This is a genomic window from Candidatus Didemnitutus sp., assembly GCA_019634575.1.
Classification (GTDB): domain Bacteria; phylum Verrucomicrobiota; class Verrucomicrobiia; order Opitutales; family Opitutaceae; genus Didemnitutus.
Genome location: JAHCAY010000001.1, coordinates 695870 through 712601, shown reverse-complemented (window position 1 = coordinate 712601; position 16732 = coordinate 695870). Strand labels below are relative to the sequence as shown.

Annotated in this window: 13 protein-coding genes; 6 read left to right on the top strand and 7 right to left on the bottom strand. The window is 62.0% G+C overall.

What is annotated here, in order from left to right; genetic code table 11:
• Window positions 1-6: 6 nt before the first annotated feature.
• Window positions 7-1740, bottom strand: a complete 1734-nt coding sequence (locus KF715_02950) for a hypothetical protein (GenBank protein MBX3735623.1) — start codon at window positions 1738-1740, stop codon at window positions 7-9.
• A 290-nt stretch (window positions 1741-2030) separates the two neighbouring features.
• On the opposite strand from KF715_02950, the gene KF715_02945 reads away from it, so the two are divergent.
• On the top strand, window positions 2031-2915 hold the full coding sequence (locus tag KF715_02945; GenBank protein ID MBX3735622.1) for a 5'-3' exonuclease: 885 nt from the start codon (window positions 2031-2033) through the stop codon (window positions 2913-2915).
• A 357-nt stretch (window positions 2916-3272) separates the two neighbouring features.
• On the opposite strand, the gene KF715_02940 is transcribed toward KF715_02945, so the two are convergent.
• Window positions 3273-4007 carry a response regulator transcription factor gene (locus tag KF715_02940; protein ID MBX3735621.1) on the bottom strand — a complete coding sequence of 245 codons (735 nt, stop codon included), beginning with the start codon at window positions 4005-4007 and terminating at the stop codon, window positions 3273-3275.
• Between the two features lie 217 nt (window positions 4008-4224).
• Between KF715_02940 and KF715_02935 the strand changes: the two genes are divergently transcribed.
• The 4 genes from KF715_02935 to rpsA all read left to right on the top strand — a co-directional run bounded on the left by KF715_02935 (window position 4225) and on the right by rpsA (window position 8683).
• Window positions 4225-5100, top strand: a complete 876-nt coding sequence (locus tag KF715_02935) for a carbon-nitrogen hydrolase (GenBank protein MBX3735620.1) — start codon at window positions 4225-4227, stop codon at window positions 5098-5100.
• Between the two features lie 142 nt (window positions 5101-5242).
• Window positions 5243-6301, top strand: a complete 1059-nt coding sequence (locus tag KF715_02930; GenBank protein ID MBX3735619.1) for an agmatine deiminase family protein — start codon at window positions 5243-5245, stop codon at window positions 6299-6301.
• A gap of 43 nt (window positions 6302-6344) precedes the next feature.
• Window positions 6345-6815, top strand: a complete 471-nt coding sequence (locus tag KF715_02925; GenBank protein MBX3735618.1) for a hypothetical protein — start codon at window positions 6345-6347, stop codon at window positions 6813-6815.
• A gap of 206 nt (window positions 6816-7021) precedes the next feature.
• Complete coding sequence (rpsA, locus tag KF715_02920; protein ID MBX3735617.1) at window positions 7022-8683, top strand: 30S ribosomal protein S1; 1662 nt, start codon at window positions 7022-7024, stop codon at window positions 8681-8683.
• A 336-nt stretch (window positions 8684-9019) separates the two neighbouring features.
• On the opposite strand, the gene KF715_02915 is transcribed toward rpsA, so the two are convergent.
• From KF715_02915 to KF715_02895, 5 genes are all read right to left on the bottom strand, one after another.
• Window positions 9020-10660: an HDOD domain-containing protein gene (locus tag KF715_02915; GenBank protein MBX3735616.1), complete on the bottom strand. Its 1641-nt coding sequence runs from the start codon at window positions 10658-10660 to the stop codon at window positions 9020-9022.
• 295 nt (window positions 10661-10955) lie between these two features.
• On the bottom strand, window positions 10956-12047 hold the full coding sequence (locus KF715_02910; protein MBX3735615.1) for an RNA polymerase sigma factor RpoD/SigA: 1092 nt from the start codon (window positions 12045-12047) through the stop codon (window positions 10956-10958).
• Window positions 12048-12182: 135 nt separating this feature from the next.
• On the bottom strand, window positions 12183-13616 hold the full coding sequence (trpE, locus tag KF715_02905) for an anthranilate synthase component I (GenBank protein ID MBX3735614.1): 1434 nt from the start codon (window positions 13614-13616) through the stop codon (window positions 12183-12185).
• A 56-nt stretch (window positions 13617-13672) separates the two neighbouring features.
• Entirely contained in the window at window positions 13673-15313 is a 1641-nt protein-coding gene (locus KF715_02900) for a recombinase family protein (protein ID MBX3735613.1), read from the bottom strand.
• A complete protein-coding gene (locus KF715_02895; GenBank protein ID MBX3735612.1) occupies window positions 15306-15905 on the bottom strand; it encodes a site-specific integrase in 600 nt (199 codons plus the stop codon). Before KF715_02895 ends, KF715_02900 begins: the two co-directional genes overlap by 8 nt.
• 228 nt (window positions 15906-16133) lie before the next feature.
• Between KF715_02895 and KF715_02890 the strand changes: the two genes are divergently transcribed.
• A complete protein-coding gene (locus KF715_02890) occupies window positions 16134-16727 on the top strand; it encodes a hypothetical protein (GenBank protein ID MBX3735611.1) in 594 nt (197 codons plus the stop codon).
• Window positions 16728-16732 lie beyond the last annotated feature (5 nt).

Sequence of the window (16732 nt, the reverse complement as noted above, 5' to 3'; positions counted from 1 at the left end):
CGCGGATCAGACGTTTTGGGCGAGCGAGCCGGAGCAATTCAGGCCGCCGCTGCCGTTGGGCCAGAGGAAGAGGAGGCCGTTGCCCTTACTCGCGCCGCCTTGCACGCCGTAAGGCGTGCCGGAATTCGCGGCGTGGTGAATGCTGAAGACATTGCGGACGTTGCCGTGGCAGACGACCACCGTGCGGTTGGGCGGATACGCGGGCGCGCCGGAAGTCACGCCCGAGATGGTGAACGTGTCGCAGTAGTTGTTTTCGAGGCAGTAGATGTGGACCGCGTCGGTCAGGCCCGAGCCGTCCGCGCAATGCAGTCCCGTCAGTGTGACGGCGCAGCAGTCGATGAAGTTGGCGTGCACGCCGGTGGTCGTGCCGACGTTGCCGCCGACGGAGTAGATGTTCGAGATGGTGAACGACGAGACGTTCTTGCCGGAGCCGAGGTCACGGCCGTGGAGGCGAATCGCGTCCTGACAGCCGTTGACGTAGAAGTTGCTGACGGTCCAGCCGGAGACGTCCGAGGAGCCGTTGCTGCGTCCTTCGGCGAGGAGTCCGATGGTGTCCTGTTGGGTGCCGATGCTCGAGGTGGTGTCGATGAATACGTTGGTGATGAGACCTTCGTGGACCGGACCGTAGCGGGAAGACAGGACGATGGTGGAGGCGGTGCCTCCGCCGTCGTAGGTCGGGAACGGCCCCTGACCCTTGAAGCTGCAACTGTCGATGTGCAGCGAGGTCTGCGCGCCGCCGCTCGGGTTGGCCTGCACGATGCAGCAGGGGCGGACGGTCTTGCCGGCGCCGTTGCCGGCGCTGAAGAAGCAGTTGCTCACGCGGCCGCCGCAACTCTCGACGAGCAGCTGGCAGCCGTCGAGGTTGGTGGTGACGACGCCGCTGATCTGGGCGAAGCCGTTGCGCAGATGCAGGCACGCGTCGTTGGTGAAGGCGCTGAAGTGCAGGTTGGTGGCGCGGAGATTGCCGTCGCGGAGGAAGACGCAGTCGTTGGCGTTCGGCGAGCCGTTGCCGTTGATGAAGCCGATGTCATGCAGGCCGGTGTTGCCGGCGATCTCGATCATGCCGGAGTTCGACATGACGTTGTAGAAGATCGTCGAGGACGGACCGTCGCCTTTCAGCGTGAGGTTGCCGGGAGCGTTGGCGGCGAGGGCGAGTTTGCTGCCGAAAACATAGACGCCGGCAGGGAAGTAGAGCGTGCCGAATCCATTGGTCGGCAATGCGGCCGCGGCGGCGGCGAGGTAGGGAGTGACGTTCGAGGCGTAGTCGGGGATGGCCCCGAACCAGCGCACGTCGAGCGTCGTGGAGATTTCGTTGTAGGTTGTGCCGGGCCCGATGCGCCAGAGCCGGCCGGTCGATTGGCCGTTGAGTTGTATGATCGTCCCGGAATTGTCGGTGGTGGTGTCAGTGGCGTGCCACGCGAAGAGTCCGCCGCCACCGTCGCCACGGAAGAAATAGCCTTCGAGCACCACAATGGCGCCGTCATCCCAACCGGTGGGGCTGAGCGCGCGCATACTCGCCATGGTGAGCGCGGTCGCGGCGAACTCGAGGAGCGAACCGCCGGCCGGACCGGCGGCGGCGGCGCGGTTGCCGAAGGCCGTCAGCCCGAGGAGCGCGGCGCCAGCGCCCATGAGACGCAGCGAGTCGCGGCGGGACGGGAAGGCCGGCTCACCGGTTGGCTGCGGAGCGGGTGATGCGGAGGCCGGGACGTTTTGATCGGAGGATGGTATCGATGGATGCATGGTCGGTATCTCAGTTTTGGCGCGCGAAGCCGTGTCGCCGCGCGCGCGTGGGTTTTGGTTGTTTCGGCGGAGCCGAAAAGAACGGGAGGTGACCGATCACGCACCAGGCACGGACTGCCGTGATGGCGTGTGACGTGAAGCAAGACAGCCGGATTTGAAATCTCCGCCAGTGCTTGGTTTCCGCCGTCGTTTTTTTGCGGAAAATTGATAACCGAGTGAGGGATGCCGCTCAGAGCGCGCGCGGTGGATACCTCTTGAATTTACCGGGCGACGCCGACAGCAGTTGTCGCATGGCGAAATGGCTGCTGCTGGATGGCTACAACCTCGCATTCCGCGCGTTCTACGGGATGCCGGAGCTGACACGTGCGGACGGGTTTCCGACGGGCGCGTTGCACGGCTGGGTGAAGAGCATCTGGCGCCTGCAGGATCAGGAGAAGCCGGACTTCACGCTGTGTTTCTTCGATCTCGGCGGCGCGCAGGACCGGCTGGCGCTGCATCCGGAATACAAGGCGCACCGCAAGGAGACGCCGGAGCCGCTCGAGAGGCAGATTCCGGTGATCAAGGAGATCACGCGCGCGATGGGCTTGGTCGGCATCGAACTCGACGGCGTGGAGTCGGACGACTTGCTGGCGTCGCAGGCGCACGTGCTGGCGGCGGCCGGGCACGAGGTGTTGATCGTGAGCGCCGACAAGGATTTCGCGCAGTGCGTGAACGAGCGGATCAAGATCCTGCTGCCTCCGCCGACGGCGAACCCGAAGCTCGGCTGGCGCGTGCTCGACGCGGCCGGGGTGGTGGAGAAGTTCGGCGTGCCGCCGGCGAAGATCGCGGAGTATCTCGCGATCGTCGGCGACGTGTCGGACAACATTCCTGGCATCGACGGCTGCGGACCGAAGACGGCGACGAAGTGGCTGGAGGAGCACGGCTCGCTTGAAGGACTGATCGCGGCGGCGACGACGCTGAAGCCGGAACGGTTCCGCGAGCAAGTCGCGGCGCGCGCGGAGGATTTGCGGCGGAATCTGAAGCTGACGACGCTGCGCACGAGTTCGCCGATGCCGTGGGTGGAGCCGGGCGAGCCAGACACCGCGAAGCTGCTTCCGCTGCTCGAATCGATGGAAATGCGCTCGACGCTGGCGGAAGCGCAGAAGCGCTACACGGGACAGCAGGAGTTGTTCTGAGGGGCGGCTGAAGTCGGTGTGTGTCGAATCGCGAGTTCAGCGCGTGCCGCGAACGGACGTTGTGTTTAACCACGGATAACACGGATGGCACGGATCACGTTGCGTGTGATGGGGCGCGATCTTGCGGCGTCCGTTCGGTTCGTGGGCGTCGGCCGGCGCGGCACATGATTTCACCGCGAGGCGCGAACTGTATGCTTCCATCCGTGAATATCCGTGCAATCCGTGGTGAAAACAGGCGGCCTAGCGCGGCGGTGGCAGATTCGCACGCCAAGCTCGCGCATGAAAAAGGCCGGTCGGAGACCGGCCATACTTGAACTTCAACTTCCAACTTCAACTTGCGTGAAGCGCGTGCGCGCCTCAAGCGGCCGGTGGCTCGAAGATGTAGCCGATGCCGTGGACGGTCTTGAAGCTGTCGAGTGTCAGGCCGTTTTTCGCGAAGGCGGCGCGGACTTTCACGATGTATTGGTCGAGGGAGCGGCTGCGGACGTCGGCGTGGATGCCCCACACGGAGTGGATCAGCTCCTTGCGCGTGATGACGACGTGGCGGTGCGTGTTGAGGTAGGCGAGGATGCCGAGTTCCTTGCGGCCGATCTTGTGCGCGACGTTGTTGGGGAATTCGATTTCGAGGCGGTCGGGGTGGACCTTGGCGCCGAGGAACTCGAAGGGCTGGTCGACCGTCTTGACGTTCTTGGTGAGGTTGAAGTCGGTCTTCGATTCCGCGCGGCGGAGCACGGCGTTGATGCGTGCGACGAGTTCGGCGTAGCTGAAAGGCTTGGTGACGTAGTCGTCGCCGCCCATGTTGAGGCCTTTGACCTTGTCGGCTTCGGCGGCGCTGCCGGTGAGGAAAATCGTGGGGACGTGGATGTCGTGCTGCTTGAGCGTGGAGAGCAGATCGAAGCCGGTCGTGTCGGGCAGATTGAGATCGAGGAGGAGCAGGTTGGCGAAGTTGCGCTCGAGGAAGCGCAGCGCGGGGGTGGCGCGGTCGTAGGGCTGGGTTTGCATGCCCGCGTCTTCGAGGTGCTGGCAGATCAGCGAGCAGAGCTCTTTTTCATCTTCGACGACGACGATCAGGGGACGGGGAGCAGCGCACATGGTGTGAGGTGACAGGTTGCGGGCCGGCGGGTAGGGATGTCCGGCGTGGACAGCACCGGCTGGGGAAGCCTTTTACAATTGCACGGTGACTTGTCAAAACCTTGTTCGTCACGGGGAAAGTTGCGCATTTCCGCGCAGAGTTTACTTGTGTTCGGGCGGTGCGGACCGTTCCCTCCGCGCAATCATCGGCACACGCCGCCACTCGAAATTTTTTGCGATGAAAGTCACGCTGGGTCTGCTCCAACACGCCTGCTCCGTCCATCCGGCGGAGAACCTCAAGAAGACGCTCGCGCTCGCCGAACAGGCGGCGAAGAAAGGCGCGAAGATCATCTGCACCCAGGAACTGTTCCGCTCTCAGTATTTCTGCCAGGCGGAGAACCACGACTACTTCAAGCTCGCCGAGCCGATCCCCGGACCGAGCACGGCGGCGTTTCAGAAGATCGCGAAGAAGCACAAAGTCGTGATTGTCGCGTCGCTCTTCGAGAAGCGTGCGAGCGGTCTCTACCACAACACCGCGGTGATCATCGACGCGGACGGCTCGCTCCTTGGCATCTATCGCAAGATGCACATCCCGGACGACCCACTCTACTACGAGAAATTCTATTTCACGCCGGGCGACACCGGCTTCAAGGCGTGGCAGACGAAATACGGCAAGATCGGCGTGCTGATTTGCTGGGACCAATGGTATCCCGAGGGCGCGCGCCTCACGGCGATGGCCGGCGCGGAGATTCTTTTCTACCCGACGGCGATTGGCTGGCATCCGAAGGAAAAGGCCGAATACGGTGCGAACCAGCACGGCGCATGGGAGACGATCCAGCGCGCCCATGCAGTCGCGAACGGTTGCTACGTCGCCGCGGTGAACCGCATCGGCACCGAGACGCCCGAGGGCGGCGACGGCATCGAATTCTGGGGCCAGAGCTTTATCGCCGGCACCAGCGGCCAAATCCTCCAGAAGGCCAGCGTCGATAAGGAGGAAATCATCCTTCAGGAAATCGATCTCGAAAAGGTCGACGTTACGCGCACCCACTGGCCGTTCCTGCGCGACCGCCGCATCGACGCCTACGGCGATCTCACGAAGCGTTTCCGCGACTAAGGAACGCCGTCGCCAACCGAACCCTTCCGCCCCTGACGAACGCGCGCGGATTTTGCCGCGCCCTCGCCCGATGCCCGCCAAGAAATCCAAGAAAACAGATCCAAAACCGAAGATCGAAACGCCGGCTTCGCTCGGCTTTCGCATGCCGGCGGAGTGGGAGCCGCAGGACGCCATCTGGCTTTCGTGGCCGCACAACTACGATTCCTGGCCGCGCCAGTTTCGCCCGGTGCCGTATGCCTTCGCGCGATTCGTCACGCAGATCAGCCGTTTCGAGGAGGTGCGCATCAACGCCGCCGCACACCTGCACAAGCGCGCGCGACGTTTCTGCGAGAAGGCCGGCGCCGATCTCTCGCGCGTCACGTTCTACGATCACCCGACGAATGACGCATGGTGCCGCGATCACGGTCCGATTTTCGTGAAGAACGATGCGACCGGCGAGGTCGCGCTCACCGATTGGACCTACAACGCGTGGGGCGGCAAATACCCGCCCTACGATCTCGACAACCAGATCCCGTCGAGCATCGGCGCCAAGCTCGGGTTGCGGCGCTTCGAAAATGAGATGGTGCTCGAAGGCGGTTCGATCGATGTGAACGGCGAAGGTCTGTTGCTCACGAGCGAGCAGTGCCTCCTGAACAAGAACCGCAACCCGCACCTCTCGCGCACGCAGATCGAGAAGAACCTGAAGGATTTTCTCGGCGTGAAGCAGATCCTTTGGGTCGGCGACGGCATCATCGGCGACGACACCGATGGACACATCGACGACATCACGCGTTTCTACAAGTCCGACGGCTTCATCACCTGCGTCGAGCCGAACGACCGCGACAAGAACCACCCGATCCTCGCCGAGAATCTCGAGCGGCTGAAATCGTTCCGCACGCCGGCGGGCGGCAAGTTCTCGATCGTCGAGCTGCCGATGCCGAAGCCCTTCGCGTTCCAGCGCCGACGCGTGCCGGCGAGCTACGCGAATTTTCTCATCATCAACGGTGCGGTGCTCGTCCCGACGTTCCGGCAGAGCGTGCGCGACGCGCAGGCACTGGAGATCATCGCGAGCTGTTTCCCGGGTCGCCAGACGATCGGCGTCGACTGTTACCACATCATTTGGGGGCTCGGCACGCTGCACTGCCTGTCGCAGCAGCAGCCCGCCGCCGCCAAGGCGACCGCAGACAAGCCTGTCACGGGAAAACCGGTCGCCGTAGCCTGAGCGCGCGGCACCACGGCGCGACGAACTTGTCCCAATCGACTCCATGAAAACTCCGCTCGCTCTCGTTCTCGTCGCGTTCCTCGGTCTGCTCGCCGGTTGCGAGTCGCTCGAATCACGCGTGCGCGACCGCTTTGCCGAGGTGCCGCCGAAGACGCAGGTCGTCGACGGCGAGGCGCGCGCGGTCTACGCGGCGGTGCAGGCGGCGTTCAAGCGGCTCGACTTCAATCTCACGCGCTCGTCGATCACTGACCTTCGCGTCGAAGCCGCGAGCCGGATCAACACGAGCGTGGCGTTCGCCGACTCGCGGCAGCTCGTGGCGCAGGTGACGATCGCTGACGTCGGCCCCGCGCAATCCGAGGTCAGCATGCGCCTGACCGAGCAGGTCGAGGCCCAGGGGCTCGGCGGACCGACCGAACGCGCGCTGCGCGAGCATGGCTTCTACGAGACGTATTTCGCTGTCTTGCAGCAGGTTTTGGCCGAGCAGAAGGCTGCGCCGGCCGGCCGGAAAAACTAGATTTTTCCGCTTGCGGGGCGGGGGAGCTTTCGGGACTTTCGTCCCCTTTCGCGGCGTTCTTCGTCACAGCCGGTGCTGCCGCGGCACTCCCACCGGCCTTAGCCAGAAACAATCAACCCACGGATCCGCAAGGGTCCACCGCTTGGAAGGCGTGCGGCGTCGGAGTGCGACGTGCGTCTTCGGCACACAGTCAAATGAGTTCGTTAATGGAACAGCTGCTCGAGCAATCCTCCTTCGACAAGTTGAAGGAAGGCACGATGGTCCCGGGCACGATCACCGAAATCCGCGCCAACGAAGTTATCGTCGATATCGGCGGCAAAGCCGAAGGCGCCATCCCGGCCAATGAATTCTTCGACCTCGGCGAGCTGCAAGTCGGCTCCGCGATCGAAGTCCTCCTCGAAAAGCTCGAGGACAAGGAAGGCAATCCCGTCCTCTCCTACGAAAAGGCTCAGCAGAAGAAGAATTGGGAAAACATCCTCACGCGTTGCAACGAAGGCTCCATCGTCTCGGGCCGCGTGAAGGGCAAGGTCAAGGGCGGCCTCCTCGTCTCCATCGGCGTGGACTCCTTCCTCCCGGCCTCGCACATCGACATCCAGCCGCCGAAGAACCTCGATCAGTATCTCGGCCAGACCTACGACTTCAAGGTCCTCAAGATTAACCACGAGCGGAAGAACATCGTTCTCTCCCGTCGCGAGCTTATCGAAGAGCAGCGCCACAACAAGCGCCGCGAGCTCCTCGAGAAGCTCCAACCCGGCCAGGTCCGCAAGGGCGTCGTCAAGAACATCACCGACTTCGGCGCGTTCATCGACCTCGACGGCATGGACGGCCTGCTCCACATCACCGACATGTCCTGGGGCCGCATCGGCCATCCCTCCGAAATGCTCAAGCAGGGCGAGGAGATCGAGGTCATGGTCATCGACATCAACCGCGAGAAAGAGCGCGTTTCCCTCGGCCTCAAGCAGACCAAGAACAACCCGTGGGACAACATCGACCACAAGTTCCCGGTCGGCGCGAAGGTCCGCGGCAAGGTCGTCAACCTCGTCCCCTACGGCGCGTTCATCGAACTCGAGCCGGGCGTCGAAGGCCTCGTCCACATCACCGAGATGTCCTGGACCAAGCGCATCACCAAGCCCTCCGAACTGCTCAAGGTCGGCCAGGAGCTCGACGCGGTCGTCCTCGGCATCCAGAAGGAAGAGCAGAAGATCTCGCTCGGCCTCCGCCAACTCGAGCCCAACCCGTGGGACATGGTCCGCCACAACTATCCGGTGGGCGCTCGCGTCCGCGGCAAGGTCCGCAACATGACCACCTACGGCGCCTTCATCGAACTCGAAGAAGGCATCGACGGCATGGTGCACGTCTCCGACATGAGCTGGACCCGCAAGGTCAACCACCCGTCGGAAGTCCTCAAGAAGGGCGACGAAGTCGACGCCATCGTGCTCGACGTCGATCCGAACCAGCAGCGCATCAGCCTCGGCATGAAGCAGCTGATGACCGATCCGTGGACCGACATCGATGCGCACTTCCGCATCGGCGACGTCGTCCAGGGCACCATCTCGAAGATCGCCAACTTCGGCGCCTTCGTGGAGCTCAAGGACGGCATCGACGGCATGGTGCACATCTCGCAGATCAAGGAAGAGCGCGTCGAGAAGGTGAAGGACGAGCTCAAGCCCGGCCAGCAAGTCACCGCGCGCGTCGTGAAGATCGACCGCGAAGGCCGCCGCATCGGTCTCTCGATCAAGGCCGCCAACTACTCGGCCGAGCAGCTCGCGCAGGAGACCGCTTCCTACGAGCAGTTCACCAAGCAGAGCAGCGGTTCCGACCTCACGAACCTCGGCGATATCTTCGACGAGGCCGCGAAGAAGGAATAACCTCCTCCGCTTCGCGACTCTCGCGAAACACTCTCAAGGCGCCCGCAGCAACGCGGGCGCCTTTTTTGGGGGCCGGAAAATTACCCGGATTGTCCTCCACGGCCCTCCCGCGCCGCGTCGATCCGTAGGTGCACTTGCAAGACAGCCCGCGATCGCCGAGCGGGGTTGCCTGACACACCTTGCGTATCCCGAGTGCCAGCGACGACCGAACGGAGCAGCCCGATCGTGTTTTCGAGAATCAACGCCGCCGCCGGAAATCCCGGTGGCCGCGAGCGCCAGCGAGCGGTTGGCGTTTCCATTCGCTGGTGTCGCGGCTACGGAGTCACTGCGACCGCCCTAAGCGTCGGAATGGAAGCGCTGCTGCGCCTTGCAGACGAACGCGATTGTCGTGCGGATCGCATGCACGTGATACGAAGGCAGAGTGATTTGGCACGCATCGGGCCAGCCGATGAGCAGCACACCTTGCGGGTGCACCGCGTCGGTGAACGGGAAGAGCACGAAGGCGCCGAGTTCAGCCTGTCCTTTGAACCACGCGGGGAGGTAGGTCGCGATCTTGGGATCGTGCGCGTGGTGGATGTTGACGTTTTCGTTGCGCTGTAGGCAGACGCCGAACACGGTCCGGTCGCCGCGGTGGAGCAGGGGCGGAGTTCCGCTGCGCGCGAGTCGTTCGTGGAATTGCCCGAAGCCCTCGCTCAGCGGGAAGCCGGTGTGCTTCGGTCGGTGCAGGAACAGCAGGGATTCCGTCGAACCGAGGCCGGCGCAGATGACGGCGAGCATCGTCTCGCGCAATTTCGCGCGGGTCATGCCCGGCTCGGCTAGGCGACCGGCCAGCAGCTTGATGCTCGCCTGCCAGTCGTAGTCAGGGAGTTTCAACGCGGCGAGCGAAGGCTCAGGTGCCGCGACAGGGCGAGGCGCGGGGGGCGAGGCCATGCTCGGGTTCGCCGACTGCGGGGTGCGCTCGGTGGATGGAGTCGCGGTGGCGGGCGCCGTCGAGATCGGGGGCGCAGTGGAAACGTTGGCGCTTTCGAACGGCGGAGCGGTCGGTGCAGCTGCGGCCGCCGGCGCGGCGGCGGCGGCGGCGGCTTGCGCCTGTTGAGCGGCGATACGCTCCGGATCGATCGAGTTGCGGCACGAGCGCAGTCGCGAGATCGTCCGCGTGGGCAGATTGCGCAGGCGGAAGGTGCGCACGATGTAGTCGAGCTGGTGCGTGGCCGCTTGCATCAAACCGTGCAGCTCGTCGCCGAGATCCGGGAGTGCGTTGCCGAAATGCCGGACCAGCTCGGCAGAGCGGTTGGCAAATTCCTCGATAGGTATTTGGGGGTCGCACGCAAGATCGGCGAGACGATCGGCGCATTCGCAGACGGCGAGCATCTGTTCGTCCGGTCGCTGCTCGAGGGCCGCAAGCGCCTCCGACGGGAGCGAGCGGAGCGTGACGAGAATTTCCTCGGGCAGGTTCGCGGCTTGCAGCAATTGGTAGCCGAGTTCGAGCGGAGTCAGGCCGAAGACGCGACGGTAGTTCTCATCCTCCGATCCGTCCTGCTGCTGTGCCTGCTTGTAATCGTCGAACATGCAACTCGCCATCACGATATGGCCGAAGCTGCGCATACAGCCGCAGACGAAGGCGCGGTCCTTGTCGAGCAGGCTGCGTTTGGCGGCCATCGATTGCGCGAGGCAGCCAGCGGTGAGTGCTTGGACTGTGATGACGCGCTGCTCTTCGGCGGTTTGGCCGCGGGCGGCCTGTTCCGCCATCATCAGCGACATCGCGACGGAGCGGATGCGTTCGAATCCGATCACGTGGATCGCCTGGATGACGTTGGAAACGGCGACAGCGTTGGGGTTGTAGTAGTAGGTGTTCGCCGCGGCGATCACCTTGGACATCACGATGGGATCGTTTTGGATCACCTCGGCCAGCTCCATGACGGAGACCTCGTCGGTGTTGCCGGAGAGTGTGTTCAGCAACTTGACGATTTCGGGCAAGCAGGCGATGCGCGTCGTCTGCAAAGCAGCGGAAGCGCGATCCAAAGTTCGTGCGGCGAGTTCGGTCACCATCGGGGGCTGGTCTTCACTGTTCTTCGTCTTTGATGCGTTGGACTTTAGGCAAATACCTCATCACGCAGCGGGATACGGCCGAAATCGTCGGAAAATTGTGCTGTGCGCCGCGGGTTTCGCGGCTGGCGCGCTGCTTGACTGCGGTGTTTCGGCAAACCGCGCGCAAAAAAGGCGCCTCCGTTTGGGGAGGCGCCTGCAGCAGCGGGAGTGGTGCGGTTATCCGTCAGTCGTTGGTCTTGCCGTTGCGGGCGAGGTAGTCGCGGATGGTTTGGGCACGTTCCTCGGCGCGGGTTTCCTGATCGATCTCGTCGGCGGTGCGCTGCTTGTCGTGCTTGGCCATCTGGCGGCGGATCTTGGAGAGCGCGAGATACTCGAGCTGGCGGATGCGCTCGCGGGTGACTTTGAACTTTTTGCCGACTTCCTCGAGCGTGAGCTCGTCCTTTCCGTCGAGACCGAAGCGGAGCCGGATGATCTCGGCCTCGCGCGGTTCCAGGGAGTCGACCATGGCGCGGAGATTTTCGCGGAGGTTGCGTTCGCCGAGGTCGGCGTCGGGCGCGATCGTGCTTTCGTCGCCGACGAGGTCGCCGAGCGTGGCGGAGTCGCTGTCTTCGCCGACGGGCGCATCGAGCGAGGCCGGGCGCACGCTGACGGTCTTGAGCAGGGCGATCTTGTTGATCGGCATCTGCATCTCGTAAGCGATCTCCTCGTTCGTAGGCTCGCGACCGAACTCGTCGGTGAGCGCGGCGATGGTGCGGCGCATGCGGGCGATCTTGTCGACGAGGTGGACGGGGAGGCGGATCGTCTTGGACTGGTTGGCCAAGGCGCGCTTCATGGACTGCTTGATCCACCAGGCGGCGTAAGTGGAGAGCTTGCCGCCCTTGGCGGGATCGAAGCGCTCGACGGCCTTGATGAGGCCGAGATTGCCTTCGGAAATGAGGTCCATGAGCGGCAGGCCCATGTCCTTGTAGTCGTAGGCGATTTTCACGACGAGGCGGAGGTTCGCCTTGATCATGTGGTCGCGGGCGGATTTGTCGCCGCGCTTGATGCGGGCGGCGAGCTTGATCTCCTCCTCGATGGTCAGGAGCGGCGTCTGACGGATTTCGTTGAGGTAGAGTTGGAGATTCGAGCGTTCGTCGCGACGGTCGACGGGGGAGGCTTTGTCGAACTCGGACTGGGCCGCCGTCGGCGCGGGTTTGATTTCGGGACGGACCGTCAGACCTTCGTCGACGGACGGGATTGAAACAGTCTGAACGCGCACTGAGGCGGTTTCTCCGACAGCCGGCGCAGCGGGGAGGAGCTTTTTGCGATGAGGCATGGCGTGGATGGATTGAGACACAGTGGTCATTTCAACCGGTGTCCTGCACATTAGATGCCGGACCCCGCGTGGAAATTCCCAGCGTGGCTGTTTGACCCGAAATACGGGTGTCTGTGCCGCTCGGACGCGCTCCGACTAGATTTTTTCGGCCAAGGCGATGGCCTTGAAGAGGGCCGAGGCCTTGTTGATCGTCTCCTGATACTCGGTCGAGGGCACAGAATCGGCCACGAGGCCGGCACCGGCTTGGACGTGCACTTGCCCATCCTTAAGCAGTGCCGTGCGGAGGGTTATGCAGGAATCCAGGTTGCCGTTGTAACTGAAATAGCCGAGGGCGCCGGCGTAGGTGCCGCGTTGGGTGCCTTCAAATTGGGCGATCAACTGCATGGCGCGGACTTTCGGCGCGCCGCTGACCGTGCCAGCCGGGAAAGTTGCCCGCATGAGGTCGAAGGCGGAGCGTTCTGGCGCAAGTTGTCCCTCCACCTGTGACACGATGTGCATCACGTGGGAGTAGCGTTCGATGGTCATGAACTCGGGCACCTTCACGCTGCCGTAACTGCAGACGCGGCCGAAATCGTTGCGCGCGAGGTCGACCAGCATGAGGTGCTCGGCCTTCTCCTTTTCGTCGGCGAGCAGGTCCTTTTCGAGCGCGGCGTCCTCCTCTGGCGTTTTGCCGCGCGGGCGAGTGCCGGCGATCGGGCGGATCTCGGCGTGGCGCCCGGTGAGGCGGACGTGGACCTCGGGAGACGCACCGACGAGCGAGAACTCGCCCGTCTCGAGGATGAACATGTAGGGCGAGGGATTGACCGTGCGGAGCGCGCGGTAGAGATCGAGCGGGGTCTTGCTGAATGCGCGGGTGAAGCGCTGCGAGAGCACGATCTGGAAGATATCGCCGGCGCGGATGAACTCCTTCGAATCCTCGACCATCTTCTCGAAGCTGGCCTGCGAGTGATTGCCGGGCGGAACGGTGATGTGGTCGGCCTCGCCGAATTCAGCCGGAGCGATCGGGCAGGGGGCGCGCAAGACCGCGCGCAGGCGTTCGATTTCCGCCACTGCGGCGTCATAGGCGGCTCCCGCATCGGCCGCGATGTGGGCGTTGACGATCAAGCGCAGCGTCTGGCGCGCGCGGTCGAACACGACCAGCGAGTCGCAGAGCATGAACCACATCATCGGCACGCCGAGCTCGTCGCGCGCCGCCAGCGGCACCGTGCGTTCGACGCCGTGGATGAACTCGTAGCCGAGGTAGCCGACCGCGCCGCCGGTGAACGGCGGCAGCCCCGGCAATTCGACGGGGCGGTATTGCTTCATCTCGCGTTCGAGTTCCTGCAGCGGATCGCCGTCGCCGGCCCGGGCGGAGATGATCTTGCGGGGATTGCAGCCGACGAAACTGTAGCGCGAGAGGTGTTCGCCGCCCTCGACGGATTCGAGGAGGAAGGCCGGGCCTTTGGCGCGCAGCTTCGCGAAGGCCGAGACCGGGGTCTCGAGATCAGCGAGCAATTCGGCGGTGACCGGGATGACGTTGCCGCGCGCGCTGAGCGCGAGGAATTCGGAGCGGGGAGGGGCGACGCGCATCACTTCACTCGACGGTAGTGGAGTAGTTTCCCTGTAACATATGCCCTCCGAGGCAATTAAGCTGAGGTGTTTTTTTTAGCGTCATCTTCGTCTACAGGTATGTCCACCGTCTCGGTCCCGCCGGTTATCGCGCCGCCCTTGGAACGAACCTTGGGGTCAAGGTAATGGAATTTCGCTCCGTGATACGGCTGCTTGAACGTGATCGTCAAGCGATGGCGGCGGGTATCGACGGTTGTGACAGAAATCGTCTTGATGACGCCGTCTAGAACCTTCCGCCGCTCTTCACCTTTGAGGTCACGCTTTTTTGCGAGGTCTTCGCTGTATTCGGTCAACCAATTAACCCACTTAACTTGGGCTCTCTTGGCCTGAATCTCAGCGATGAGTTTTGACCGATCCGCCTCTAAGCCCAGTTTCAATCCAGTGATGTCATGGACGATTTTGGCAACCTCTTCGGGTGATTTCTGGCTGGCCGTGTCCCCAGATTGGACAGCCAGGATGGCTGTGGCGTAGCCCTCGATTTCACGATCAATCCCGCGCAGCTTCTTTTCCAAGCGATTTGCCTCACGCATTCGCTCACCGTAGGATTGTTTCTCGGTGAAAATCTTCTCTTTGAAGTGGGACTTGAACAGCTCCGACGTGCTTAAGACGTCCATGACTGTCTTCCAAATTAGGTCATCGGTCTCCGCAATTTTGAGGTAACGACCGTTCGAGCATTTTCGAGCCTGAGTGGGATCGAGGTTTGCATGATTCCGCTCCCGCCTCGGGCAGTAATAGACCGAGCGATACTGTTTGGCGTAGGTCCGCCCGCTAAGTTGGCATCCACAATGCCCGCAGAAAAGTAAGCCGCGGAGCAGATAAAAATGCTTTTGACTGCTCTCTTTGACCCGATGGACCGAGCGCTTTTTTTTCGCCTCGGCAACCGCCTGCGTGAGAGATATCGGTAGGATCGGATCACAGGTTGAAGAAATCACCTCGCCCGATTTTTTGTCGGTGACGACGTAGTGCCCCGAGTAGTGGGTATTGGTCAGCAAAGCTTCGATGGAAGCCGAACTCCAAACTGTCTTTCTCCGGCGTGTCGCGACGCCGTTTTGCAGCAATTTCTTCCTGATCTCGTTTACCGTCTTACCGTCGCGGTAGCTTTCAAAGATAAACTTCACCCACTGCGCTTCGTCCTTGTCGGGAACCAAACGTTTGTTTTGGACCGTGTAGCCGTAGGGAGGAGGACCTCCCATCCAATAACCTTGGCGGATTCTGTTCAGCTTCCCAAGCCGACTACGTTCTGTTCGGAGCGCGTTGTCGTATGCGCTAATCTCAGAGAGCACGCCGAGTATCAATTTGTCGGTCGGGTCCGACATATCGAATTCTCCGCTGGTGGTCCACAGGGTCACGTTCTGGGCCACCAGTTTCAGGCGGATTAGACTCCATGCCGCTTGAGTTCGTGCTAGGCGGTCGGTGTTGAAGACCCAGATGTGTTTCGCCTTTCCAGCGTCAACGGTTGAAAGAAGCTGCGTCAGGATGGGGCGATCTGCGAAGTTGTCATCGTTGCTGGAACCGCTGCCCTCGTCCCAAATCTTTGGGGTCATTCCGAGCGCCTTTGCGGCCTTTTCACCCATTCCTCGCTGGGTCTCTAGCGACGTGCCATCTTGCGCCTGCGATACCGAGCTTACCCGGGTGTAAATGTGAAGCGTCTCAGACAAGGTTCACCACCTTCCGCTGGCACTCTGTGTCGTGCTCAATGTATCGCTGCGTGGTTTGAAGGTTACGGTGACCAGCCATCAATTGGATGTCCCTGAGCGATCCACCGACGGAACCGATTCGCCGCGCCGCGTTCGTGATGAAAGTGCGTCGCCCTGAATGGGAGGAGCATCCGACGTAACCCAGATCTCGATACCAGCGGAAAAACATGTTCACCACTGCCTGCGGGCTTGTCCGATTGGACCGCTCAGACCGGACGACGAACCACGAGGCAAGATCGAATCCCGGAGCGTTCCGCTGCCTGTCGTATAGGCCCTGCAAAGCGTCCTTGAGATTGCGATTGAGCGGAATCACCCGCCCAGATTGGCCTTTCGATGCATCGTCGGTCAAATGGATCGCGTCGGCTAATTGCCCGTCAGGGTTCACCAGCATGGACCAGCGCAGACAGGCTATCTCCTTCGACCGGAGACCGGCTTTCACCGAGAGAAGGAATACCGCTCGGTTGCGGATGCCGTTTCGACGACGAGTTAGATAGGCAAGCATGGCTTCGGTCTGCTTGTCCGTGACGATCTTCGACTGTTTCCCAAGGGACATGGTAGGATAAGTTGAGGTTATGTTCTGTTCTCATCCTATTATTCCATAATCAGTTACGGAGTGAATCCCGAAGTGCTCCAATCGAGCCCATTGGCTGCCAAGGGACTAGGGAATCTGATTATCTTTTGGTAATTCGATAACCAGTGGACTCAAGGGCGGCCGATAAAATCGCACGGAAAATGCGCGAATTTATGACATGGGGCCGAGGCCGAAGCTAATTACTAGTGTATGAGTATTACCCAAACAGTTCGTGAATTAGCTCCCCAAGAAATTGGGGTTTTTGAAACCGCGCGGGCGCTTGAAGGCATCCGCTGTGCTACGTTCCGTGAAGAAGAAGCCATGACGGAAGCGTTCGAGGCTGCATCCGAATGGGCCCACCTACGTGGATCGAGCGACTATCGCCCAAATACAGAGGAAGATGAAATGTCGCCGGGGGAGGACGCCTTCATCGAACGCCTGATTTCCTACTGGCGATACCTCGAAGAGGAGAGGTGGGAAGAGGATTGGAACCTGACCAAGGCGATCAAAGCCCTCCACGCGGTTCCGGCGATGGACTGGGTCTACGGTTTGGGGTTTAGCTCATTCAGTCCGCGCGATCAACTTCGAGTGAAAGCCTTGAAATTTTTTCAGGCGGCGAAGGAATGCGGTCCCGATAACTGGGATTACTGCGCCCAGGAATGCCGCGATATTTTGAGCGACCCACTGTGCTCGGAAGCACTTCCCCCGGACGACATCCGAAAGGTGATCGAACTCGCGGTCGCCGCATACGAACAGGAACTATTCGATCTCCTTCCCTCATTGGTCGCGCGACCTGCGGCATAGTCAAT